The sequence below is a fragment of the Leifsonia sp. NPDC080035 genome (genome assembly GCF_040050925.1).
Lineage (GTDB): Bacteria > Actinomycetota > Actinomycetes > Actinomycetales > Microbacteriaceae > Leifsonia.
Genome location: NZ_CP157390.1, coordinates 2,365,714 through 2,389,225 on the forward strand (window position 1 = coordinate 2,365,714; position 23,512 = coordinate 2,389,225).

Sequence of the window (23,512 nt, forward strand, 5' to 3'; positions counted from 1 at the left end):
GCCCACCGTTCGACTTCACAAAACACCGACCCGAAGGGGCCAAAATGAGCGAGACCACCGGACTGAACATCGCCGTCGTCGGCGCGACCGGACAGGTGGGGAGCGTGATGCGCCGCCTGCTGGAGGAGCGCGACTTCCCGGTGAAGAGCATCCGCTTCTTCGCGTCGTCCCGCTCGGCCGGCACCACGCTGCCGTTCCGCGGCGAGGACATCGTGGTCGAGGACGTCGCCAGCGCCGACGTCTCGGGCATCGACATCGCCCTGTTCTCGGCGGGCGCGACCGGCTCCAAGGCCGAGGCCCCCCGGTTCGCCGAGGCCGGCGCCATCGTCATCGACAACTCGAGCGGCTGGCGGATGGACCCGGACGTCCCGCTCGTCGTCTCCGAGGTGAACCCCGAGGCCATCGCCGATGCGCGCAAGGGCATCATCGCCAACCCGAACTGCACCACGATGGCGGCCATGCCCGTGCTCAAGGTCCTGAACGACGAGGCAGGCCTGCAGCGCCTCATCGTCAGCACCTACCAGGCGGTCTCCGGCTCCGGCCTCGCCGGCGCCGAGGAGCTCGCCGGCCAGGTGCGCACGGCCGTCGCCGACGACAACCTGCTCCAGCTCGTGCACGACGGCTCGGCCGTCGCCATGCCCGACCCGGTCAAGTACGTGCGTCCCATCGCGTTCGACGTCATCCCGCTCGCCGGGTCGGTCGTCGAGGATGGCGCGAACGAGACGGACGAAGAGAAGAAGCTCCGCAACGAGAGCCGCAAGATCCTCGGTCTGCCCGACCTGCTGGTCAGCGGCACCTGCGTGCGCGTCCCCGTCTTCACCGGCCACTCGCTCTCGATCAACGCGGAGTTCGCCGAGCCGATCAGCCCCGAGCGCGCCACCGAGCTGCTCGCGGACGCCCCGGGCGTCCGGCTGACCGACGTCCCGACCCCGCTGGAGGCGGCGGGCCAGGACCCGAGCTTCGTCGGCCGCATCCGTGCGGACGAGGGCGCCCCGGCGGGCCGCGGTCTCGCGCTGTTCATCAGCAACGACAACCTGCGCAAGGGCGCGGCATTGAACGCGGTGCAGATCGCCGAGCTCGTCGCGAAGCGCCTGAGCAGCCGCGTCGAGGCCTGAGGTCGACGCGGCGCTCTAGGCGTCGGGTTCGAGCAGTCGCGCCGCGATGTCCTGGTGCGCCAGGCGCCGCAGCGCGGCGATGACCGGTTCGTATAGCGCGGTGCCGAGCACCGCATAGCCGAGCTGCTCCGCTCTGCCGTCCGCGGGCATCTTGGCGAGGTCGTACTCGGCCATCGCGCGGATGTGCCGGCCGTAGGTCTGCAGGCGGTCGGCCGTCATCGGGATGCCCGCCGCCTCGACACCGGCGAGCGCACGCTCGAGCTGGGCGACCGCCGCGAACCGGGGATCGTAGACCTGGCCGAGCGCCTCGAGTGCGGCACGGGCGCGCGGATACTCTGCTCCGTCGGTCGGCGTCTGCCGGCTGTCGTCCGGATAGGGCGGCAGGGCGGCGACGGCACCGCCGAGCGCCTCGAACAGCGATCGCGTCGGTGAGTCGATCAGACCGAGGATCGTCTTCACGCGTTGCAGAGGGAGGCCGGCCGCGTCGGTGAGTGCGCGGATGAGCGCGAGCCGGCGCACATGCTCCTCGCCGTAGTCTGCCCGCGTCGCGCTGACGCTCTCGCCGGGCGGCAGCATCCCCTCGCGCAGGTAGTACTTGACCGTGGGCAGCGGCACGCCGCCGCGTTCGGCCAGCTCGGAGATCCGCACCCGTTCCTCCCGTCGCGATCGCTTGACTTGGATAGTATCACTATCTAATCTTTGGATAGTTCGACTATCCAAGGAGGAACCATGCTGCTCCAACCGGCCAGCGCGATCACCGCCGGCGCCGTCCTGCTCACGGTCATCGGCATCGCCTACGGCGGCACCTTCATGCTCCGGGTAGTGACGGGAAAACAGGGCGCGAACGCGTTGCAGAAGAGCTTCTTCCGTGCCGGGCACGCGCATGCCGGCGTGCTCGTCATCCTCGGACTCGTGGTGCTCGTGCTGATGGACGCCGCGCGCATCACGGGCTGGGCCCACGCCTCGGCCATCGGTGTGCTCGCGACGGCCATCCTCATCCCCGCCGGCTTCTTCTTCTCGGCGATCGGCCGCGATCCGCAGAAGCCCAACCGCGCGATCGCGCTGGTCTGGGCGGGATTCGCCGTGCTGCTCGCGAGCATGATCGTCGCGGGCGTGGCCCTGATCGTCGCCGGCGCCTCCGCACTGTGAAGGGTTGTCTCGACGTCGAGACAGTTTTCGCCGCGGGAGAAGGGCCGACCGGCGTGGCACCGTAGGATTGACGGGTGAGCAATTCTCCCATCGACGTCGTCCTGATCGGCGGCGGCATCATGAGCGCGACGCTGGGGGCCCTGATCCAGCGCGTGCAGCCCGACTGGAGCATCCGCATCTACGAGTCCCTCGGCGAGGTCGCCCAGGAGAGCTCGAACCCGTGGAACAACGCCGGAACCGGTCATGCCGCCCTCTGCGAGCTGAACTACATGCCCGAGGCGCCGGACGGGTCGGTGGACCCGGCCAAGGCGATCAGCATCAACGAGCAGTTCCAGCTGAGCCGCCAGTTCTGGGCGAGCCTGGTCGCCGCCGGCGACCTCCCGGCGCCGAACACCTTCATCAACTCGACGCCGCACATGACGTTCGTGCGCGGCCGGGACAACGTCCGCTACCTGCGCCGCCGCTACGAGGCGCTCAAGGACCAGCCGCTGTTCGCCGGGATGGAGTACTCCGAGGACCCGGCCACGATCGGCGAGTGGACGCCGCTGCTCACCAAGAAGCGCAACGCCAAGCAGCGCATCGCCGCGACCCGCCAACTGGAGGGGACGGACGTGGACTTCGGCGCGCTCACCCGCGCACTGGTCGACAACCTCGTCGCGAACGGCGCGGAGCTCGCGCTGAACCACCGCGTCCGCAGCATCAAGCGCACGAAGGACGGCCTCTGGCGCATCAAGGTCCGGCACGAGGTCGGCCACACCCCGCATGAGGCGGTGGCGCGGTTCGTGTTCGTCGGTGCAGGCGGCGGCGCGCTGCACCTGCTGCAGAAGTCGGGCATCCCCGAGATCAAGGGCTTCGGCGGCTTCCCGATCTCCGGCCAGTTCCTGCGCACGCAGAACCCGAAGATCGTCGCCCAGCACCAGGCCAAGGTGTACGGCAAGGCCGCGGTCGGCGCTCCGCCGATGTCGGTCCCGCACCTCGACACCCGCGTCGTGGACGGTGAGACGTCCCTGCTGTTCGGCCCGTACGCCGGCTTCAGCCCCAAGTTCCTGAAGACCGGTACCTGGTGGGACCTCCCCGGTTCCGTCCGTGCCGGCAACATCGGCCCGATGCTCGCCGTCGCCCGCGACAACATGGACCTGATGAAGTACCTGATCGGCGAGGTGTTCGCCAGCCGCGCCACGAAGATGAAGGCGCTGCGCGAGTTCATGCCCACCGCCAAGCAGGAGGACTGGGAGCTCATCACCGCCGGCCAGCGCGTGCAGGTGATGAAGAAGGACGCCAAGAAGGGCGGCGTGCTCCAGTTCGGCACCGAGGTGGTCGCGGCGGAGGACGGCAGCATCGCCGGTCTGCTCGGCGCCTCGCCGGGCGCATCCACCGCCGTCCCGATCATGATCGACCTCCTGAAGCGCTGCTTCCCCGAGCACTACGACGGCTGGCTGCCGACCATCACGCAGCTCATCCCGACCGTCGGGACGACGCTGAACGACCGGCCGTCGGAGGCGAAGAAGGTGCTGAAGCGCACGGCGGAGGTGCTGAACCTCACGCAGTAGCGGCTGGACAACGGCGCGGTCGGCCTGTTATGGTCGTCAGCGCTATGAAGTGAGAACCTCCTCTCGTCCCGCGCCCGAGGCGCCGTCGATGGAGTGAGCGACCCTTCAGGTCACCGCGCGTGTGCGCTTCCGCGCCTACTCCACACGGGGATCGCCCGGCGGGAACCGGCTCCACCAGGAGCGCCCGAAAGGCGGTTTTCCCATGCCAACGCTCACACTCACTCCACTGCGCGCCGACGGCGTCTCGCACGGCTACGGCGACCGGCGCGTCCTCACCGACGTCTCGCTGACCGTCGCGCCCGGCGCGCGGACGGGTCTCATCGGCGAGAACGGGGTCGGCAAGTCCACGCTCCTGCGGGTGCTCGCCGGCGCCGAGATCCCGGATGCCGGCGTCATCAGCAGGCCGGCGCGCGTCGGCTTCCTCTGGCAGGAGGTTCGCTTCCGCCCCGAGGAGACGCTCGGGACCCTGATCGAGGACGCGCTCTCCGAGGTCCGCGACATCGAGCGCGAGCTCGAGGCGGCGGCGGCCGCGCTCGTCGGAGACGATCCGGCTGCGGCCGCTCGCTACGACGCGGCCCTGGCCGCGGCGGAACGCGCCGAGATCTGGAGCATCGACGCCCGGCGCGACGAGCTCCTCGACGGCCTCGGCGTCGGCGGCATCCCGCTGGCCCGGCGCGTCGGCGAGGTCTCCGGCGGTCAGCGCAGCCGGTTCGCGCTGGCGGCGCTGCTGCTCGGGCGACCGGACGCGCTGCTCCTCGACGAGCCGACGAACCACCTGGACGACGCGGCAGCGGCGTTCCTGGAACGTCAGCTCGTCGGCTGGTCGGGGCCGGTGCTGTTCGCCAGTCACGACCGGGCCTTCCTGGACGCGGTCGCGACTGGTCTGCTCGACCTTGACCCCGCCCGCACGGGGACCACCGTGTTCGGAGGCGGCTACAGCGACTACCTGGAGGCGAAGGCCGCCGAGCGCGCCCGCTGGGAGAAGCAGTACTCCGACGAGCAGGAGGAGCTGAACGCGCTGGAGCACGCGGTGGACGTCACCGCGCGGTCGATCGCGTGGTCGGGCAAGGTGCGCGACAACGACAAGTTCACGAAGTCGTACAAGGGCAACACGCTCGACCGGCAGATCAGCCGCCGGATCAAGAACGCCTCCGGCCGGCTGGACGACCTGCGCGAGAACCAGGTGCGCAAGCCGCCCGCGCCGCTGTCCTTCTCCGGCATCCCCTCGGGCTTCCAGGCCCTCGGGGAGGACGCGGGCGCGCTACTGACCGCGGAGGACGTCCGGGTCCCCGGCCGGTTGGAGGTCGCCGAGTTCGCGGTCGGGCCGGACTCGCGCATCCTCGTGACCGGGTCGAACGGCGCGGGCAAGTCGACGCTGCTCGGCGTGCTGGCAGGGCGCATCGAACCCGTCGCCGGCGCGCTGCAGCGGCGTCGCGGGCTCCGCACCGCCCTGCTGGAGCAGGACGTGCGCTTCCCGGATCCCTCGCTCTCGCCGCGCCTCGTCTACGAGGCCGCACTGGGGGAGCGGCGGGCGGAGGCGGTGCCGCTGCGTGGGCTCGGTCTGATCGCGCTGCGCGACCTGGACCGTCCGGTCGGGGCCCTTTCGGTCGGCCAGCAGCGCCGGCTCGCGCTCGCGCTGATCCTGGCGCGGCCGCCGCACCTGTTCCTGCTCGACGAGCCGACGAACCACCTCTCCCTCACGCTCGCGACCGAGCTGGAGGAGGCGCTCGGCGGCTACCCGGGCGCCGTGGTGGTCGCCAGCCACGACCGCTGGCTGCGCTCCCGGTGGACGGGCGCCGAGGTCGCGCTGACCCCCGTGGGGTCGTAAGAGTCGGCCGTCAGAGACGCGACACGCCGCGGCTGCACGCGCGACGCGGCGTGTCGCGTCCTCTGTCGGTGCCTCCGCGGGTGCCGCAGGTCCGCTCAGAACAGGGTCGGCTGCACCCCGAGCGTGACGAGGGCCGCGGCGTCGGGGACCTCGGCGTCCGCGGCCGCCTGGGCGATGGTGCGGCGCTCGCCATCGGTGTCGCGCAGCATCCCGAGCGCCGAGGAGCGGACGCCGCCGGTGAGCGGGTCTTCCTGGCCGCGTTCGAGGCCGTGCGCGCGGATGAGCGGCTTGATGCGAGCCGCGAGCCAGCTGCGGTACTCCTTCGGCGCGTAGGTGCCGCGGCCGTACATGCTGCGGTACTTCGGCAGCAGCTCCGGATGCTCGCGCCCGAGCCACAGGTAGTACCACTCCTTGACACCGGGCTTCAGGTGCAGGGCCGTGTAGAGCACGCTGGTGGCACCGGCCGCCTTGGCCTGGCGCAGGGCGTCGTCGAGGTGGGCGCGGGTGTCGGTGAGGTAGGGGAGGATCGGCATCAGGAACACCGCGCAGTCGAGACCGTGCTCGCGCACCGCCGTCACCGTCGCCAGGCGCGCCTTGGTGCTCGGCGTGCCCGGTTCGACGGTCTGCTGGAGCTCATCGTCGTAGACCGCGATCGACATGGCGAGGTCCACCGGGACGTACCGAGCGGCGTCGGCCAGTCGGTCGAGGTCGCGGCGGAGCAGCGAGCCCTTGGTCAGGATGCTGAACGGCGTGCCCGATTCCGCGAGTGCGTCGATGATCCCCGGCATCAGGGCGTACCGGCCCTCCGCGCGCTGATAGGGGTCGGTGTTGGTGCCGAGCGCGACCGGGTGATGGCCCCAGCTCGGCTTGGCCAGTTCGCGACGCAGCACCTCGGCGACGTTGACCTTGACGATGATCTCCTGGTCGAAGTCCGTGCCCTGGTCGAGGTCGAGGTAGCTGTGCGTCGGCCGCGCGAAGCAGTAGACGCACGCGTGGGAGCATCCACGGTACGGGTTGATCGTCCAGCCGAACGGCATCGGACCGCCTCCGCCGGGGATGCGGTTCAGTGCCGATTTCGCCAGCACCTCGTGGAAGGTGATGTTCGCGAACTCGGGCGTGCGCACCGACCGGACGAGGTTGTTCAGCCGGGCGAGCCCGGGCAGCGTGGACGGCGCCTCCGACGTCAGTTCCTGCCCGCTCCATCTCATGGACCCATTCGAACATATGTTCGAACGCAGATCAAGTGCGACGCCCCGCTGCGAGGGGTACAGATTCGCGGCATGTCCGGGGTACACACCCCGGGCAATCGCTGCCATAATCCCCTCTGGGACCGTTGCCACGCGGATCCCGCCGGGTCCTCCGGCCCCCCGACCTCTCGCGCCGAAGGGAGACGCGTGTCCCTCGGACTCCCCAGTCACCTCTCGCGCGCCGCCAACTCGCGGGCACTCGCGACGGCCGCGCGCTGGGCCGGTCTCGTCTGCCTCGGCGCAGCGGTGGTGAACGTCGGCGTCTCCAGTGTCGGCACCCGGAACGCGGTGAGCTGGTGGGTCACCCTCCTCGTGCTCGCCCCCATGACGATCCTGCTGATCCTGCTGGCGAAGGGGCGCACCGTCGGGCTGACGGTCGCCTATCTGCTCGTCGGCGCGGTGTGCACCTACTTCTACGTCGTCGCGCTGTTCGCGGGCAACCCCGCCTACCCGGACACCAACCTTTTCGTCGTCGCACTGCCCGTCGTCGCGATGACGCTCGTCGGCGGCACCGGCACCGGCGCGCTCGCGGGCATCCTGTGGGCGACGCTCGGGTTCGCGCTGGCCGAGGCCGCCGTCCTGCTCGGGGCCGCGACCGCGGGACGCCCGTTCCGGCCCGACGCGATCTCCCTCGGCGCGTACCTGCTCCTGGTGGGGATCCTCGCCTTCGACGGGCTGACCAGGGGGTCGCGGGCGCGGAGCCAGTCGGCCATCCACCGTGCGGTGCGGGATGCTCGGCTCGTCGACCTGCGCAGGGAGCTGCTCGCCGGCTCTGTCGCCGACGTCCACGACACCGTCCTGAGCGAGCTGCTCGCGGTCGCGGCCACTCCGGCGGGCGACCTGCCGACGCGGCTCGCGGCCCGCATCGACGCCGACCTGAAGCGTCTCGGCGCCCTCCCCGGCGCGGACGGCGACGAGCCGGCCGCCGAGGCGGACCCCTGGTACGGGAGCGAACTGCGCAGGGCGATCGAGGACGCGAGGGACGAGGGCCTCGCTGTCGAGGTGTCCGGCGACCGCGACGCCGTCGCACGCCTCGGGGACGACGCCCTCCGGGCGCTCGGCCTCGCGGTGCGGCAGTGCCTGGTCAACGTGCTCCGGCACTCCGGGAGCGCCGCGGCCGAGGTTGCGTTCTCCGCCGACGCCGGGGCGGTCTCCGTGATGGTCGTCGACTCCGGCGCGGGATTCGCTCCTACCGCTGCGGGATCCGACCGTCTGGGCCTTCGCCAGTCGGTGCACGAGCGGATCTCCCGCGTCGGCGGGTCGGTGACCATCTACTCCAGCGAGCAGGTCGGCACGACGGTCATCCTGACCGTGCCGGTCGAGGAGGCGGCGGCGTGAGCCGGGTGGTCGCCGACACGATCGTGCGGGTGCGCTCCCTGCCGACCGAGCGGACGCCGCAGCGCCTCGATCCGCTCGGCGTCCAGTCGGCGTGGCTGCTCGTCCCGCTGATCGGCCTCGTCGCCGTCGGCTACGCCATCGCGTCCACGGTCTGGCATCGCGATCAGTTGCGCAGCCCGCTGCTGGCGGTCGTCGCGATCGCCCTGCTCGTGCTCGTCACCGTCGTCGCGATCATCCGGACCCATCCCGGACTCGCGCCGATCGGGAGGTGGTCCCACCTCGCCATCGTCGGCTTCGCGCTCGCGGCCGCGTGCCTGTTCGATTCGGCGGTGTGGGGCAGGAACGAGCGCATCCAGGACGACTGGGGGCAGGTCGCGGTCGCGCTGTTCCTGATCGCCATGCCGCTCTACCGGCCCATCGCGGAAGTGCTCGTCGTCGCGGTGATCGGCGCGATCGTGCTCGGGACCCTCGCCGCCTTGCAGGCGTCGTCCCTCGCGATCGCCACCAGCCCGATCGTCTATGCCACGGTCGCCGCGACGCCGGTGCTCGCGCTCGCGTGCGGGGGAGCAGGCTACGCGTGGACCATGACGGGCGAGACGCTGCGCTGGCGGGAGCAGGCGCGCAGCGGGCAGGCCAGGCTGGATGGGGAGCTGCGGCAGGCGGCGGAGCGGATGATCGCGCAGGAACGCGCGACCGCACTGAACGCGGAGGCGGCCCCCTTCCTCTCGGAACTGCTCGCCACCGGCCGCATCGGGGAGGCGGATCGCGCCACGGCGTTGCGCATCGCCGGTGAGCTCCGCCGCTCCGCCGTCGCATCCGTCGAACGGACCTGGCTGTCGGAGACGCTGGCGCTCGCCCTGGCCCGACGCGGTCTCGATCCCGCGGCGCCGGAGGCGGCGGAGCGGGTCAGCGACCCCGACCGGCTCGACCGCGTGCTGACCGAGGAGCAGCGGGCGATCGTCGGTGCGATCGTGGCGACCGTCGTCGCCCTGCCGGGACTGGATCCCGCGAGCGTGCGGGTCGAGGTCGCCGAGCCGCAGCATCCCGTGTTCGTGCTGACCGCGCGGGTCGGCCTCTCCCGGCGCCGGCTGCGGCAGGAGCTCCTCCCGTTCCTGAGCGCGCTGCGCTCGGTCTCGATGGAGGCCGCCATGCGCGCGGATGAACGCATCCTGACCGTCCGCTTCGCGTACCCTGAGGGAAGGAGACGATGAGCAGCACCCCCGCACCCCCCGCACACTCGGCGCCGCCGATCCGCCTCGCCATCCTGGACGACCACGAGATCCTCCTGGACGGCCTCGCGAGCTGGATCGAGACGAACGCGCCCGAGTTCGACCTCGTGCTGCGCGCGAGCAGCTGGCTCGAACTCGTCCACAGCGACGCCTTCCCCACCGACCTCGTGATCATGGACCTGCAGCTGCGCGAGTCCGTCTCGATCGGAGCCCGCGTCCGCACCTGCCGCGCGGCCGGGGCGAAGGTCGTAGTGCTGAGCGCCGTCGACACGCCCGAGGACAGGGATGCGGCGCTCGCCGCGGGCGCCGTCGCCTATGTGACGAAGACGGAGCCGACCTCGGACCTGATCGCCGTCGCGCTCGCGGCGATGGGCCGCGACGGCTCCGCGGCTCCGGAGCAGCCGGAGGCGTGGCGCCCGCGTCCGCTCGTCCCGGACACGGCGCGTCCGAAGCTCAGCGACGGCGAGCGTCAGGCGCTCATCCTCTACGCCGACGGCCGCACGACGACCGAGGTCGCGCAGGCGATGAGCGTGCAGTACGAGACGGCGAAGACGTACCTGCGCCGGGTGCGCGAGAAATACGGGAAGGCCGGGCGCCCCACCAGCTCGCGCGCGGACCTGATCCGCCGCGCCGCCGAGGACGGTTACCTCACCTGACGCGGCGCCGGGCCCGCACCTTTGTCACAAATGTCGGCTTCCGGCGCGGGGCTTCCTACATGTGGCGCAAATGTTCACGCGCGCGGGCGCTCGAGGGCGTCGTCAGCGGCCGAGGCCGTGGTACTCCCAGCCGGCGGCCCGCCAGGCGGCGGGGTCGAGGGCGTTGCGGCCGTCGATGATGCTCCGCCGGGTCACGAGCCGGCCGATGACCTCCGGGTCGAGGCCGACGAACTCGGGCCACTCGGTGATCAGCACGACGACGTCGGCGCCGGCGACGGCCTCCTCCGGTGACGTCGCGTAGGCCACCTTCGGTGCGCGGCGGCGCGCGTTCTCGATCGCCTGCGGGTCGGTCGCCGTCACGATCGCGCCCTCGTCGGCGAGGCGCATCGCGATGTCGAGCGCAGGGGAGTCCCGCACATCGTCGGAGTGCGGCTTGAACGCCAGCCCCAGCACGCCGACGCGCACTCCGGCGAGCCCGCCGGCCTGCTCGCGCACCAGCTCCACGACGCGCGCGCGGCGGCGCAGGTTGATCTGGTCGACCTCGTCGAGGAAGCGCACCGCGTCGCCGCGCCCGAGCTCCCTGGCCCGGGCGCTGAAGGCCCGGATGTCCTTGGGCAGGCAGCCGCCGCCGAAGCCGACTCCGGCGTTCAGGAACCGCCTGCCGATCCGGGCGTCGTGCCCGATGGCGTCCGCGAGCTGCGTCACGTCCGCTCCGGTCGCCTCCGCGATCTCCGCCATGGCGTTGATGAACGAGATCTTGGTGGCGAGGAACGCGTTGGCGGCGACCTTGACCAGCTCGGCGGTCGCGTAGTCCGTGACGATCACCGGCGTTCCCGCCGCCACCGCGCGCTCGTAGACGCCGTCCAGGATGCGAGCGGCGCGCTCGCCCGCCTCGCCCCCGGGGACGCCGTAGACGAGGCGGTCAGGGCTGACGGTGTCCTTCACGGCGAAGCCCTCGCGCAGGAACTCGGGGTTCCAGGCGAGCGTCACCTCGGGCGCCCGCTCGGCGACGAGCCGCGCCAGCCGCGCGGCGGTGCCCACGGGGACGGTGCTCTTGCCGACGATGACGTCACCGGGCTTCACGCGCTCGAGCAGGGAGCCGAACGCGGCGTCCACGAACCGCATGTCGGCGGCGTCGCCCTCCGCGGACTGGGGCGTGCCGACGGCGACGAAGTGCACGTCCGCATCCTCCACGGCGGAGAAATCGGTGGTGAACCGCAGCCGGCCGCTCGCCGTCGCCGATGCGAGAACCTCGGGAAGCCCGGGCTCGAAGAACGGGGCCCGCGCCGCGGAGAGCGAGGCGACCTTGGCTTCGTCGACGTCGACGCCGACCACGGTGTGGCCGAGGTCCGCCATCGCCGCCGCGTGCACGGCGCCGAGGTAGCCACAGCCGATCACGGAGATTCTCATGACTCTCGCTCTCCAGCCCCGCGGGGCTCGGGTGAAGGGATCACGGGGGCGTTCAGGTGAAGTCGGCGTCCGGTTCGCTGGCGTACGCGGTCGCCTCCAGCGGCCAGCGGCCGTTGTTGAGCACGCCGTTGCTCTCCTGCAGGTAGCAGGATCCGCACAGCGCCTCGTAGCTCACCTCCGCGCCGTCGATGGCGACCTGGTCGCCGTCGAAGACGAAGACGCCGCCGACCTTGCGCGCGTTGAAGATCGCCTTGCGCCCGCAGCGGCAGATGGTCTTCAGCTCCTCCAGGCTGTGCGCGACCTCCAGCAGCCGACGGCTGCCGGGGAAGGCGACGGTCTGGAAGTCGGTGCGGATCCCATAGGCGAGCACCGGGATGTCCTCGAGCAGCGCGATGCGGAGCAGGTCGTCGATCTGCGCCTCGGTGAGGAACTGCGCCTCGTCGACGAGCAGTGCGCTGACGTCTCTGTCGTAGCGCTTGATCGTCCGTTCGCGGTGCTGCTGGAACTTGCCGTACGCGTCCGTCTCCGGCGCGATCAGGAAGTCGACCTCGCGGGTCACCCCGAGCCGCGACAGGATGCCCATGTCGCCCTTGGTGTCGATCGACGGCTTGGCGAGCAGGACGCGGTGACCGCGCTCCTCGTAGTTGTAGGCCGCCTGGAGCATGGCGGTGCTCTTGCCGCTGTTCATCGCGCCGTAGCGGAAATACAGTTTTGCCACGCAACGATCCTAGAGGGCGCAGGTGAACGCGCTCTCTGGATGGCGCGCCCAGCGCGGCGCGGCGCGTCCCGTTTGGGGGGCGTGCCAAAAAATGAGGATTTGTTACATTTGACGGTATGGCGATCGGTCTCTCGCGCGAGCAGGCGCCGCCTCGGGCGGCGGAGTACGAACCGGTGCGGCGCAGACGCCGTCCCGTGCTCATCGCCGTCATCGTGGTCCTGGCCGTGCTGCTCGCCGCCTTCGTCGGCTGGATCGGCATCCGCGCCCTCCTTGCACGCCAGCAGCTGGAGGCGGCTCAGCCCTCCGCGAGCGCCGTCGTCGCGGCGATCCGGTCCGGGGACGTCACCGCCGCGAGGTCCGCCGCGGGCGAGCTCTCGAAGCACGCGGCACAGGCGGCCTCCCTCACCGGCGACCCGATCTGGCGGCTGGGCGAGGGGATCCCGCTGGTCGGCCCGAACCTGGCCGCGGTGCGCGTCGTCGCGAGCGCGACGGATTCGGTCGCCCGCGAGGTGGTCGCGCCCCTCGTCTCGGTCTCCGGACAGGTGGACCCGCGTTCTCTCAAGCCCGCCGGCGGGCGCATCGATCTCGCGCCGCTGGTCGCCGCGCGGCCGGTGGTCACCAAGGCGCAGGCCGCGTTCCACGCCGCGGCGGGGAGCGCCGCCGGCGTCTCCACTGCGTCCCTCATCCAGCCCGTCGGCGACGCGGTGAGCCGGCTGAACGGGCTGTTCGGGCAGGCGTCGCCCTCGATCGACGCGATCGGCAACAGCACGCGGCTGCTGCCAGGGATGCTCGGGCAGGCGGGGGTGCGGAACATCCTGGTGGTCGCGCAGAATCCCGCAGAACTCCGCGCGACGGGCGGCCTGATCGGCTCGGTCGCGCTCATCCGCGCCGACCATGGAGCGGTCACCCTGGAGGCGCAGCAGGCCGGCACGTCGATCGGCCCGTGGCCGTCGGAGGTCTCCGACATCCCCGATGCGACCATCGGGATCTACGGCCCGCTGGTCGGCCGATTCCTCCAGGACGCCAACTACACGCCCGACTTCCCGCTCGCGGCCACGACGATCGCCGCCATGTGGGAGAAGGCCCACGGCGGCACGGTCGACGCGGTGATCACGATGGATCCGGTCGTGCTGAGTGCGCTCCTGAAGGCCACGGGCCCGGTCGCCCTGCCCTCCGGTGACACCATCACCTCGGCCAACGCCGTCCCGCTGCTGCTGAGCGAGGTCTACGCGCGCTATCCGGCGAGCTCGCAGCAGGATGCGTTCTTCTCCTCGGCCGCCGCCGCGATCTTCGGCAAGCTGGCGGCCGGCCACGTGGACGGCGAGAAGCTGCTCTCCGCGTTCTCCTCGGCCGGATCGTCCGATCGGCTGAGGATCTGGAGCGCGCACGCCGACGAGCAGGATGTGCTGGCCTCGACGACCCTCGCCGGCGCCCTGCCCGTCTCCACCCCGCAGACGGCCGCCCTCGGCGTCTACCTCAACGATGCGACCGGCTCGAAGATGGACTACTACCTGCACGCCTCCGTGTCCGCGGGCGCGGAGGTGTGCCGCTTCGACTTCCGTCCGACATCGCTGGTGCGGGTGACCCTGACCAACCACGCGCCGGCGAACGCCGGGACGAGTCTGCCGACCTACGTCACGGGCGGCGGCACCTACGGCGTCCCGCCCGGCGAGATCCTCACGCGCGTGGTCGTCTACGGGCCGGCGGGCGGTCTGCTGGCCGGAACCCGTCTCGGTTCCGACCCCGTGCGGGTCGTCTCCGGCACCGACCGCGCGCGGCCGGTCGCGGTCGTCTCCGTGCAGCTGAAGCCGGGGGAGTCCAAGACGGTCACGGTGCAATTCGTCAATGCCCGCCAGCTCTCGCCGGGCCTGACCGTCGCCACGACGCCGCTGCCGCCGGGGGCGGGCGTGACCCCCGATGTGGGGGCGCGAACCACCATTACGAGCATTGCTCATGTATGCGATTCCCTCGTAAAATGAGAATTAATCATTAAACCGACGCGTAGCCGGAAGAGAGAAGGCAGGCCGATGTTCAAGAAGACACTCGCGGTCGCGGCCGTTGCCGGGATGCTGCTGCTGGCCGCACCGGCGGCGGCCAACGCGGCCGACTACACACAGGGCTCACCGTGCACGTTCGACGCCGCGGTGGTTCAGGCTGGGAGCACGGCCACGCTCATCTGCCAGCCCGGCACCTGGGCCGACTCCGAGCTGGTCGACTGGACGGCGACCGGAGAGGACGGTGCGAGCGTCAAGCTCGCGGTCCTCAAGGCGACCACCAGCACCGTGCACTTCAGCAAGCACTCCAACGCCGACGGCAGCGACGTGCTCAAGGTGACACTGCCCGCCGACGCGACCGGCGTCTACACGGTCGCGGGACACGGCGAGTCCAGCGATCACACCTGCGTCTCCTCGGTGACGGTCGCCTCGGCGAACCAGCCGATCACCTCCGTGAACGACCCAGGGTCCAGCCTTCCCGACACCGGCTCGGTGATCGCCGGCTGGGCGGCCTGGATCGGCGGCGGCCTGCTGGTGCTCGGCGGCATCGCGGTGGCGCTGGCGGCCTGGATGCGCAAGGTCCGCGAGTCCTGACCAACAGAACTCGAACGGTCCCGAGGGAATCGTCGCCGCCCGGCGACGGTTCCCTCTCTTCGTGACCACCAGCATCCCCCTCAACGTCCTCGATCTCGCCAACCGCCCGGCGGGCGGCAGCAACAGCGACGCCGTCGCCGGAACGGTGCGGCTCGCCCAGGCGGCGGAGCGGCTCGGCTACGGGCGGTTCTGGGTGGCGGAGCACCACGGGATGCCCGCCATCGCCTCCAGCGCGCCCGCCGTCCTCATCGCCGGCGTCGCCGCCGCGACGGAACGCATCCGCGTCGGCTCCGGCGGCGTGATGCTGCCGAACCACGCACCCCTGGTGGTGGCAGAGCAGTTCGGAACCCTGCGCGCCCTCTACGGCGACCGCATCGACCTCGGGATCGGCCGCGCCCCGGGCACGGACGGCGCCACCGCGATGGCGCTGCGCCGTTCCGCCGAGGGGCTCGGCGTCGACGACTTCCCGCAGCAGCTGCTCGACCTCTTCGGCTTCTTCTACGGCGGGATGAGCGACGCCAACCCGCTGCACGGCATCACCGCCGTCCCCGGCCTCGGCGACGCGCCGCAGATCTGGCTGCTCGGCTCCAGCGGGTACAGCGCGCAGGTGGCGGCCGCGCTCGGCCTGCCGTTCGCCTTCGCCCACCACTTCGCGGGCGAGAACACGGAGGCGGCGCTCGAGCTGTACCGGTCGCGTTTCGAGGCGAGCGACATCCTGAGCGAGCCGCACACGATGATCGCGGTGAACGTCGTCTCGGACGACGACCCCGAGGTCGTGCGTGCCCAGTCTCTGCCCGGCCAGCTGTCCTTCCTGCGGATGCGCCGCGGGCTGAAGCCCGAGCCGGTGAGCGTCGAGGAGGCACTCGCCCACGAGTTCAGTCCGATGGAGGAGGAGTTCATCGCCTCCCGCAACGCGCGCCAGGCGATCGGGACCCCCGACGAGGTGAAGGCACGGTTGGACGCGCTGCTCGCCTCCACCGAGGCCGACGAGCTGATGGTCTCCTCCGGCGCCGCCACCGTGGAGGGCCGCATCCGCTCGCTGGAGATCGTCGCGGGGCTGTACCCCGCTCCATGACGGTCCGTGACGCGCGGAGCGGCGCTCGGCGGCACGCGGGCGTAGCGTAGCTCGGGTTCACGACCCCTCCCCGCAAAGGCGGTACCCGCATGGCACACGCACCCCAGGTCGTCGGCGTGAGCGGCAGCCCGACTGCCCCCTCGCGCACGACCGTCCTCGTCGACGCCGTCACCCGCGAGTTCGCGGAGGCGACCGGCGGCACGGCGACGACGATCGAGCTCGCGCCGCTGCTCGGGGAGCTGGGCGCCGGCCCCTACCGGAGCCACCTGAGCCCGCGCGTCGTCTCGGCCCTGGAGGCGGTGGAGGCGGCGGACATCATCGTCGTCGGATCGCCGGCCTACCGCGCGACCTACACGGGTCTGTTCAAGCTCTTCTTCGACCACATCGGCCAGTACGCCCTTGTCGACAAGCCGATCGTCCTGACGGCCACCGGCGGCAGCGACCGCCACGCGCTGCTGGTCGAGCACCAGATGCGGCCGCTCTTCGGCTTCTTCCAGTCGCTCACGCTGCCGCTCGGCATCTACGCGAGCGAGTCCGACTTCCGGGACTACGCGATCGCCTCGGACGACCTGCGCGAGCGCATCGACACCGCGGTCTCGCGCACGCTGCCGCTCGTCCGCGCCCACATCGACCCGGAGGCGCGGTACGCCGGCGCGGACTTCGCCCGCCCCGACGCCTTCTGACGCGCATCCGGGCGGTCGAGGGGACGCGACACGCCGCGTGCTCGTGCGCGTGACGGCGTGTCGCGTCCCCTCGACGCCTACTTGGTCAGGACCGCCGCCACCTCGGGGATGCGGTCGATGTAGCCGCTGACCAGAGAGCGCGCGACCGTGACGCTGTCGACGAGGGGATGCAGCGCGAACGCGGCGACCGCCTCACGCTTCGACCCGGTGAGGGCCGCAGCGATGGTGTGCCGCTCGACCGCCTTCACCTGCGACATCAGGCCGATCTGGTGCAGGTCGGGCTGCGCGGTGGTGAGCGGGTGCACCCCGTTCGCATCCACCAGCGTGGGCACCTCGACGACCGCGTCGTCGGGCAGCCCGTGGATGGTGCCGCCGTTGCGCACGTTGAGGATCATCGTGTGGCGCTCGTTGCGGCTGATCGCCGCCATCACGCCGAGGGCGACGCCCGCGTAGCCCTGGTGGGCCGGGTCGGTGTCGCGCTCCTTCACGTGGGTCGGCTCGTCCTGCGTTCCGCCCTTGGCCTCGGCCATGTACGACGCGCTCCTGCGCTCGACCGTCGTGCGCCAGAGGTCCGCGACGCCACCGCCCGCCGATGCCGCGCGCGCGTAGAAGTCGCCCTGCGAGTCGGCGAGGAAGTCGCCCCTGGTCTTGCCGGAGTCGAGGATGGCGCGCACCGCGTCCCGGTTGAAGTAGTAGTAGTACAGGTACTCGTTCGGAACGGAGCCCAGGGTGCGGATCCAGTCCGCGCCGAACACGTGACCCTCCTCGAGCGCGCCGAGCAGGACGTCGTCCGCCATCAGTTCGGGCAGGATGTCGCGTCCGTCGTAGAGGACCCGCCGCATCCAGCCCAGGTGGTTGAGGCCGACGTAGTCCATCTGCACGCGCTCGTGGTCGAGGCCGAGCAGCCCGGCCACGCGCCGGCCGAGGCCGGAGGGGGTGTCGCAGATGCCGAGCACGCGATCGCCGAGCACCGTCTGCATCGCCTCGGTGATGATGCCGGCGGGGTTGGTGAAGTTCATCACGTAGGCGCCGGGGGCGAGTTCCTTGATCGCCTTCGCCGCCTCCACCATCACGGGGACGGTGCGGATGGCGTACGCCAGACCGCCGGGGCCGGTCGTCTCCTGGCCCAGCACGTTCAGGTCGAGCGCAACGTGCTCGTCGCAGCGCCGGCCCTCCAGACCGCCGACGCGCAGGGCCGCGAACACGAAGTCGCTGCCCTCCACGGCACGACGGAGGTCCGTCGTCGGGACGAGCCTCGGCGCGTCCGGGAACCCGGCGGCGAGCTCGGTGAGGATCGCCAGCATGGTGTGCAGCCGGCCCTCGTCGACGTCGTAGAGGGCCACCTCGTCCACGCGTGGGGAGCCGGTGTCGCGCAGCAGCGCCTGGTAGACGTATGGCGTGCGGAATCCGCCGCCTCCGAGGATGCAGAGCTTCATACGACCGTGACCTCTCCGCCGGCGTTCCGGCACAGTGCGAGCGTTTCGTCCGGCGCACCGGAGGTGGTGACCAGCGCGTCGACGTCGGTGAGGGAGCAGAGCCGGAGGGCGCCGCTCCCGGGGAACTTCGCCTCCGACGCCAGCAGCACGACGCGGTCGGAGGCGGCGATCATCGACTGCTTGATAGGCGCCTCCACGGCCATGTTGTCGACGACGTGGCCGTTGGATCGCACGCCGGTGCAGGACAGGAAGACGATGTCCGCGCTGACCTGGCTGAGCGCGAGCTCCGCCAGCGAACCGACCAGCGTGCGGTAGTTGCGGCGCACGACGCCGCCCAGCAGCACGAGCCGCACCGCCTCGTCATCGCGGAGCTCGTCGAAGACGGCGAGGTTCGAGGTGATGACGGTGATGTCGCGGCCGCGCAGCAGGCGTGCGACCAGGGGAGTGGTGGTGCCGATGTCGAGGATGATGACGCTGCCGTCGGTCACCATCGCGGCGGCCGCGGTGGCCATCCGCCACTTGAGGTCGACGTCGCGCGCGTCGTCGAACGCGCCCTCTTCCGCCGTGGCGCCGTGGTCCTCCACGGTCGCGCCGGGGGTGAGGACGGCGCCGCCGTAGGTGCGGGTGAGCTCGCCGTTGCGGTCGAGGATCTCCAGGTCGCGTCGGATCGTCGACTCGCTGACCGCGAGGGCGGCCGCGAGGTCGCGCACCGATGCGGCACCGTCGGTGCGCAGCGCGGTCATGATGCGGTTCTGCCGCTCGCGGAGGATCATGGCTGACACTCTACCCACAGATGAGCAAACTCGCGCAAACTTATGCAGACAACCATGTTCAAACAATCAAACTTAACAAAACTGTGTCACGCGGGTAGTGTGATCGAAACACTGAGCGCTCAGGCTTGCGGAATATCGGCGGTTTCCCCGGATACTCACGCAAACTCGAGCATTCGGCCACGGATCCGCGATGAAGAGGAGAGCCCGTGATCGTACGACCGCTGCACGAAGGAGCCGAGCTCCTGTTCGCCGGCGACATCTTCTGCGATGTCGTCTTCGCCGGTGTCGACGTCCCCGAGGTGGGCGCCGAAGTGTACGCCGATGCGTTCACCATCACCGCGGGCGGGGTGGCGAACCGCGCGGTGGCGGCGGCACGGGCCGGAGCATCCACGCTGCTGCTCTCCCGGCTGGGCGACGACCCGCTCGGCGAGCACCTGCACCGGATGCTGGATGCGGAGCCAGGACTCGGCACCCAGCTGCTGGAGCGCGTGCCCGGACACCAGAGCCCCGTCACGGTCTCGCTCACGACCCCCGAGGACCGCTCCTTCATCACCTACCAGGAGGACCTGGGCCACCAGGAGGTGCCGGAGACGCTCGGCCCGATCGGCGCGACCAACGTCGGGATCGCGCGCGAGCTGCCGGAGTGGGTGGCGCGGCTGCGCGCGGCGGGCACGACGATCGTCGGCGGCGTGGGCTGGGACCACACCGGCGAGTGGTCGGCCGACGTGCTCGACCGGCTCGCCGAGGTCGACGTGTTCGTCCCCAACCACGTGGAGGCGATGCGCTACACCCGCACCGACGACCCGATCCTCGCCGCGAAGGCCCTCGCCGAGCGCGTCCCGCTCGCGGTCGTCACGCGCGGTCCGCGCGGCGTCGTCGCCGTGGACTCCGCCCGCGGCGAGATCGTGGAGGTGGACGCGGTGCCGGTGCCGGTCGTCGACCCGACCGGCGCGGGCGACGTCTTCGTCGCCACCTTCATGGCCTCCGCCGGACGCGACTGGGACCTGCGTACCCGGTTGCGCTTCGCCTCGCTCAGCGCCACCATCTCGGTCACCGGCCTCGGCGGCGCCGCCAGCGCGCCCCGGCCGCGCGACCTCACCGACTTCGTCGAACGCCACAAGCCCTCCGGGGACTGGTCGTTCCTCGACCGCACACCCGAACCGGCGCACTGACGCGCCACTCCGCACCGAACCCTGCACGAATCGGACCCCATCGTCCCCGACCGAACGGACATCCCATGAAGAAACGCACCAGCACCGCGACGCTGCTCGCCGGCGCCCTCACGGCGATCGCGCTCGGACTCACCGCCTGCGCCCCCGGCGGCTCCGCTCCCGCCGCGTCCCAGAGCCTCGGACCGGTGTCGAAGGACATCGGGTCGGGGAAGATCACCCTCACCGTGTGGGACCAGAACACCGACGGCGGCATCGACGACGCGCAGAAGCAGCTCAACGCCGCGTTCGAGAAGAAGTACCCGAACGTCACCATCAAGCGGGTCTCGCGGTCGTTCTCCGACCTCAAGACCACCCTCAAGCTCGCACTCTCCGGTGACAACCCGCCGGACGTGGTGCAGGCGAACCAGGGCTACCCGGACATGGGCGCCTTCGTGAAGGCAGGCCTGCTGCGCCCGGTCGATGACTACGCCGACCTCTACAAGTGGACCGACTACTACCCCTCCAGCCTCCTGAAGCTGAACTCGTTCTCCTCCGACGGCAAGACCTGGCAGGGCGACAAGCTGTACGGCGTCTCCCAGACGGGCGAGCTCGTCGGCCTCTACTACAACCGCGCCGTGCTGCAGAAGGCGGGCATCAGCGAGCCTCCGACCACGCTCGACGAGCTCACCGCCGACATGGCGAAGGTGAAGGCGGCGGGCGCCCTCCCGCTCAGCTACGGCGATGTGGAGAAGAGCCCCGGCATCCACCTGTACGGCTTCGCGCTCTCGGCGCTCGCCGGCTCGCAGAAGGTCAACGACCTGGTCAAGGGCACCAGCGGCTCCTGGACCGGCGACGACGAGGTGAAAGCCGCGAGCGTCGTGCAGGGCTGGCAGAAGTCCGGATACATCACCCCTGGCGCCAACGGCGTCTCGCGGGATGCCGCGGTCGCGTCCTTCGGCAAGGGTGGCGCCGCCTTCCTCATCACCGGCACCTGGTACCTGGCGACGCTGGCGGATGCGGCCGCGTCCAAGGACATCGGGTTCACCGCCCTGAAGCCCGCCGGGTCCGACACCCCGGTCACGATGGGCGGAGAGGGCCTGGCCTGGGCGATGACCTCGAAGACCAAGAACGCCAACGCGGCGGCGGCCTACATCGACTTCATCACCGACAAGAACGCCTCCGAGGTGCTGGTGAAGACGGGCAACCTGCCGACGGTCGTCCCGAGCGACGCCACCCCGGCGACGGGCACCGTCACCGGTGACATCACGGCGAACTACATGACGATCTCGAAGAGCAACGGCATCACGCCGTACCTCGACTACGCGACGCCGACCTTCTACGACACCCTGACCGCCGCCGCGCAGGACCTGATCGCCGAGAAGGCGACGCCCGAGCAGTTCGGCCAGAAGCTGCAGGACGACTACGCGGCGTTCACGAAGAGCAACGGATGACCGTGACCGCTCATCCGAACGAGCAGGCGGCCCCGGCCGCCACCCGGGCGGCCGGGGCCACGCGCCCCGGCCGCGCCGGTCGCGGCGGGCGCGGCGGGCGCCGCCGCAGGCGCAGCCTGAAGGCCTACCTCTACGTGCTGCCGGCCTTCGTCGTCTTCGCGATCTTCCTGGGCTGGCCGTTCATCCAGACGATCCAGTACTCGTTCTACAACTGGGACGGGCTCTCGCCCGCGACCTGGGCCGGCTTCGCGAACTACGTGTCGGTCTTCACGGACACCGAGCTGCGCGGGGCGTTCGGGCACGCGCTGGTGCTGATGGTGTTCTACGCGGCGGTGCCGATCCTGCTCGCGCTGTTCCTCACCGCGCTGATCTCGCGGGCCAACCGGCTGCGCGGGATGAGCGTCTACCGCACCGTGCTGTTCCTCCCGCAGGTCATCGCCTCCGTCGTCGTGGCGACCATCTGGGTCTCGATCTACTCGCAGGACGGCCTGGTCAACCAGACCCTGCGGCTGCTCGGCCTCGACGCGCTCACCCGGGTGTGGCTCGGCGACTACAGCTTCGCCCTCCCCGCGATCGGCTTCGTCGGCACCTGGCTGAACATCGGCCTGTGCCTCGTGCTGTTCCTCTCCGGCGTCGGAAACATCCAGCCGGAGCTGTTCGAGGCGGCGCGCCTGGACGGAGCCGGGGCGGTGCGCGAGTTCTTCTCCATCACACTGCCTGCGCTGCGCGGTCAGATCGCGGTGGCGCTCACGCTCACGGTCGTCTCCGCACTGAAGACCTTCGACCTCGTCTACGTGACGACCGGGGGAGGCCCCGGCACCTCGACGACGGTCCCGGCGTTCGAAGCGTACAACCGCGCGTTCAACACCGGGCAGGTCGGCTCGGCGGCGGCCGTGGCGATCGCGCTGACCGTCGTCATCATGATCGTCACCGCCCTCATCAGCCGCATCCAGCCGAAGGACGTGCAATGAGACTGACCAGACGCGAGAAGATCGTCGACTACGTCGTCCTCACCGTGTTCGCGCTCTTCGCCATCGTTCCCCTGATCGGCGTGCTGTTCTCGGCGGTGACGCCGCCGTCGGAGAACGAGGGCGGCCTCGCGCTTCCGACGAAGATCGACCTCGGCAACTTCACCGCCGCGTGGTCCGAGGGCCACTTCGGCACCTACATGTTCTCGAGCGTCGTGGTGACGCTCGGCGTCGTCGTGCTCACCACCCTCCTCGCGGTTCTCGCCGGCTTCGCGTTCGCCCGGCTCGACTTCCCCGGCTCCGGGATCATCTTCTTCGTCATGCTGGCCGGCCTGATGCTGCCCGCCGAGGCGTTCATCATCCCGCTGTACTTCAATCTCCGGAGCGTCGGGCTCACCGACACGTACCAGAGCCTGATCCTTCCGCAGACGGCCCAGTCGCTGGCCTTCGCGATCTTCTGGATGCGCAACCAATTCCGCTCCTTCCCCGGCGAGATCATCGAGGCGGCCCGCATCGACGGCGCCCGCGACATCCGGGTGCTCTGGCAGGTGATCGTGCCGCCGTCGCTCGCGCCGATCATGACGATGTGCGTGCTCGTCGCGATGTGGACGTGGAACGAGTTCCTGATGCCCCTCGTGCTCATCACGAGCGAGGAGCGCCGGACGGCCCCGCTCGGGCTCGCGTTCTTCAAGGGCGAGCACCTCACCGACTACTCGCTGCTGAGCGCCGCAGGCATCATCGTGGCCATCCCGATCGTCGTGCTCTACTTCGTGCTGCAGAAGCGCTTCATCTCGGGGATGCTCGGGGGGATCTCGGCGAAGTAGGGGAGGGGCGCGGAGTGGGGGCAGCTTCCCGGAGCACCTCGCGTTGCGTCGGGGTGCGCCCTGCGCGCTCCCCCAGACGCCGCTGCTCGCTGCGCTCGCGGCGGCGCCCGGGGCCCCTCGCGAGCAGGGGCCCAATAGTCGCCAGCGAGCCGATTCACGACAGACGAAAGGCCCGGCTCGCTGAGCGAGCCGGGCCTTTCGTCTGTCGTGAATCGGCGTCGGGGTGACAGGATTTGAACCTGCGGCCTCTTCGTCCCGAACGAAGCGCGCTACCAAGCTGCGCCACACCCCGGTTGGCCCGAAGGCCTCCATAAGAATACACG

At 70.9% G+C, this 23,512-nt stretch carries 21 protein-coding genes and 1 tRNA gene; 15 read left to right on the forward strand and 7 right to left on the reverse strand.

Translation table 11 applies throughout. From position 1 onward, the window contains the following. Positions 1-44 precede the first annotated feature (44 nt). Positions 45-1,115 carry an aspartate-semialdehyde dehydrogenase gene (locus AAME72_RS11560; protein ID WP_348786706.1) on the forward strand — a complete coding sequence of 357 codons (1,071 nt, stop codon included), beginning with the start codon at positions 45-47 and terminating at the stop codon, positions 1,113-1,115. 15 nt (positions 1,116-1,130) lie between these two features. Here AAME72_RS11560 and AAME72_RS11565 read toward each other — a convergent pair whose 3' ends face one another. Beyond that, the gene (locus tag AAME72_RS11565) at positions 1,131-1,763 is read right to left on the reverse strand and encodes a MerR family transcriptional regulator (RefSeq protein WP_348786707.1); all 633 of its coding nucleotides are present in this window, start codon (positions 1,761-1,763) and stop codon (positions 1,131-1,133) included. Between the two features lie 81 nt (positions 1,764-1,844). Between AAME72_RS11565 and AAME72_RS11570 the strand changes: the two genes are divergently transcribed. The 3 genes from AAME72_RS11570 to AAME72_RS11580 all read left to right on the forward strand — a co-directional run bounded on the left by AAME72_RS11570 (position 1,845) and on the right by AAME72_RS11580 (position 5,642). Then, positions 1,845-2,264, forward strand: coding sequence for a hypothetical protein (locus tag AAME72_RS11570; RefSeq protein ID WP_348786708.1), 420 nt, complete (start codon positions 1,845-1,847; stop codon positions 2,262-2,264). Positions 2,265-2,338: 74 nt separating this feature from the next. Continuing rightward, positions 2,339-3,814 carry a malate:quinone oxidoreductase gene (locus AAME72_RS11575; protein ID WP_348786709.1) on the forward strand — a complete coding sequence of 492 codons (1,476 nt, stop codon included), beginning with the start codon at positions 2,339-2,341 and terminating at the stop codon, positions 3,812-3,814. A 202-nt stretch (positions 3,815-4,016) separates the two neighbouring features. Continuing rightward, positions 4,017-5,642: an ABC-F family ATP-binding cassette domain-containing protein gene (locus AAME72_RS11580; protein ID WP_348786710.1), complete on the forward strand. Its 1,626-nt coding sequence runs from the start codon at positions 4,017-4,019 to the stop codon at positions 5,640-5,642. 95 nt (positions 5,643-5,737) lie between these two features. On the opposite strand, the gene AAME72_RS11585 is transcribed toward AAME72_RS11580, so the two are convergent. Next, on the reverse strand, positions 5,738-6,850 hold the full coding sequence (locus AAME72_RS11585; RefSeq protein WP_348786711.1) for an Rv2578c family radical SAM protein: 1,113 nt from the start codon (positions 6,848-6,850) through the stop codon (positions 5,738-5,740). A 186-nt stretch (positions 6,851-7,036) separates the two neighbouring features. Here AAME72_RS11585 and AAME72_RS11590 point away from each other — a divergent pair, with 186 nt between their 5' ends. The 3 genes from AAME72_RS11590 to AAME72_RS11600 are packed head-to-tail and all read left to right on the forward strand — an operon-like array spanning position 7,037 to position 10,112. Continuing rightward, positions 7,037-8,227: an ATP-binding protein gene (locus AAME72_RS11590; RefSeq protein ID WP_348786712.1), complete on the forward strand. Its 1,191-nt coding sequence runs from the start codon at positions 7,037-7,039 to the stop codon at positions 8,225-8,227. Then, the gene (locus tag AAME72_RS11595; protein ID WP_348786713.1) at positions 8,224-9,438 is read left to right on the forward strand and encodes a hypothetical protein; all 1,215 of its coding nucleotides are present in this window, start codon (positions 8,224-8,226) and stop codon (positions 9,436-9,438) included. The genes AAME72_RS11590 and AAME72_RS11595 overlap by 4 nt, the downstream gene beginning before the upstream one ends. Continuing rightward, positions 9,435-10,112, forward strand: a complete 678-nt coding sequence (locus AAME72_RS11600; protein ID WP_348786714.1) for a response regulator — start codon at positions 9,435-9,437, stop codon at positions 10,110-10,112. The genes AAME72_RS11595 and AAME72_RS11600 overlap by 4 nt, the downstream gene beginning before the upstream one ends. A gap of 102 nt (positions 10,113-10,214) precedes the next feature. Here the strand turns inward: AAME72_RS11600 and AAME72_RS11605 are convergent, their stop codons facing one another. After that, a complete protein-coding gene (locus AAME72_RS11605; protein WP_348786715.1) occupies positions 10,215-11,522 on the reverse strand; it encodes a UDP-glucose/GDP-mannose dehydrogenase family protein in 1,308 nt (435 codons plus the stop codon). 52 nt (positions 11,523-11,574) lie between these two features. Continuing rightward, complete coding sequence (locus AAME72_RS11610; RefSeq protein WP_348786716.1) at positions 11,575-12,240, reverse strand: thymidine kinase; 666 nt, start codon at positions 12,238-12,240, stop codon at positions 11,575-11,577. A 116-nt stretch (positions 12,241-12,356) separates the two neighbouring features. Here AAME72_RS11610 and AAME72_RS11615 point away from each other — a divergent pair, with 116 nt between their 5' ends. The 4 genes from AAME72_RS11615 (at position 12,357) to msuE (ending at position 16,586) form a co-directional block, all read left to right on the forward strand. Beyond that, positions 12,357-14,219 carry a DUF4012 domain-containing protein gene (locus AAME72_RS11615; protein WP_348786717.1) on the forward strand — a complete coding sequence of 621 codons (1,863 nt, stop codon included), beginning with the start codon at positions 12,357-12,359 and terminating at the stop codon, positions 14,217-14,219. Between the two features lie 48 nt (positions 14,220-14,267). Then, positions 14,268-14,828: an LPXTG cell wall anchor domain-containing protein gene (locus tag AAME72_RS11620; protein WP_348786718.1), complete on the forward strand. Its 561-nt coding sequence runs from the start codon at positions 14,268-14,270 to the stop codon at positions 14,826-14,828. Between the two features lie 61 nt (positions 14,829-14,889). Further along, a complete protein-coding gene (locus tag AAME72_RS11625; RefSeq protein WP_348786719.1) occupies positions 14,890-15,903 on the forward strand; it encodes an LLM class flavin-dependent oxidoreductase in 1,014 nt (337 codons plus the stop codon). An 89-nt stretch (positions 15,904-15,992) separates the two neighbouring features. After that, a complete protein-coding gene (msuE, locus tag AAME72_RS11630; RefSeq protein ID WP_348786720.1) occupies positions 15,993-16,586 on the forward strand; it encodes an FMN reductase in 594 nt (197 codons plus the stop codon). Between the two features lie 77 nt (positions 16,587-16,663). On the opposite strand, the gene AAME72_RS11635 is transcribed toward msuE, so the two are convergent. Together AAME72_RS11635 and AAME72_RS11640 are read right to left on the reverse strand one after the other, a co-directional pair. After that, positions 16,664-18,022 carry a 6-phospho-beta-glucosidase gene (locus tag AAME72_RS11635; RefSeq protein WP_348786721.1) on the reverse strand — a complete coding sequence of 453 codons (1,359 nt, stop codon included), beginning with the start codon at positions 18,020-18,022 and terminating at the stop codon, positions 16,664-16,666. Next, positions 18,019-18,795 (reverse strand): DeoR/GlpR family DNA-binding transcription regulator, encoded by a 777-nt coding sequence (locus AAME72_RS11640; protein WP_348786722.1) that lies wholly within the window; start codon positions 18,793-18,795, stop codon positions 18,019-18,021. The genes AAME72_RS11635 and AAME72_RS11640 overlap by 4 nt, the downstream gene beginning before the upstream one ends. 206 nt (positions 18,796-19,001) lie before the next feature. Between AAME72_RS11640 and AAME72_RS11645 the strand changes: the two genes are divergently transcribed. From AAME72_RS11645 to AAME72_RS11660, 4 genes are all read left to right on the forward strand, one after another. Further along, positions 19,002-19,967, forward strand: coding sequence for a carbohydrate kinase family protein (locus tag AAME72_RS11645; protein WP_348786723.1), 966 nt, complete (start codon positions 19,002-19,004; stop codon positions 19,965-19,967). Positions 19,968-20,032: 65 nt separating this feature from the next. Beyond that, on the forward strand, positions 20,033-21,397 hold the full coding sequence (locus AAME72_RS11650) for an extracellular solute-binding protein (RefSeq protein WP_348786724.1): 1,365 nt from the start codon (positions 20,033-20,035) through the stop codon (positions 21,395-21,397). Beyond that, positions 21,394-22,368 (forward strand): sugar ABC transporter permease, encoded by a 975-nt coding sequence (locus tag AAME72_RS11655; protein ID WP_348786725.1) that lies wholly within the window; start codon positions 21,394-21,396, stop codon positions 22,366-22,368. Before AAME72_RS11650 ends, AAME72_RS11655 begins: the two co-directional genes overlap by 4 nt. Further along, positions 22,365-23,189: a carbohydrate ABC transporter permease gene (locus AAME72_RS11660; RefSeq protein ID WP_348786726.1), complete on the forward strand. Its 825-nt coding sequence runs from the start codon at positions 22,365-22,367 to the stop codon at positions 23,187-23,189. The genes AAME72_RS11655 and AAME72_RS11660 overlap by 4 nt, the downstream gene beginning before the upstream one ends. 218 nt (positions 23,190-23,407) lie before the next feature. Here the strand turns inward: AAME72_RS11660 and AAME72_RS11665 are convergent. Continuing rightward, positions 23,408-23,481, reverse strand: a tRNA-Pro gene (locus AAME72_RS11665). Positions 23,482-23,512 lie beyond the last annotated feature (31 nt).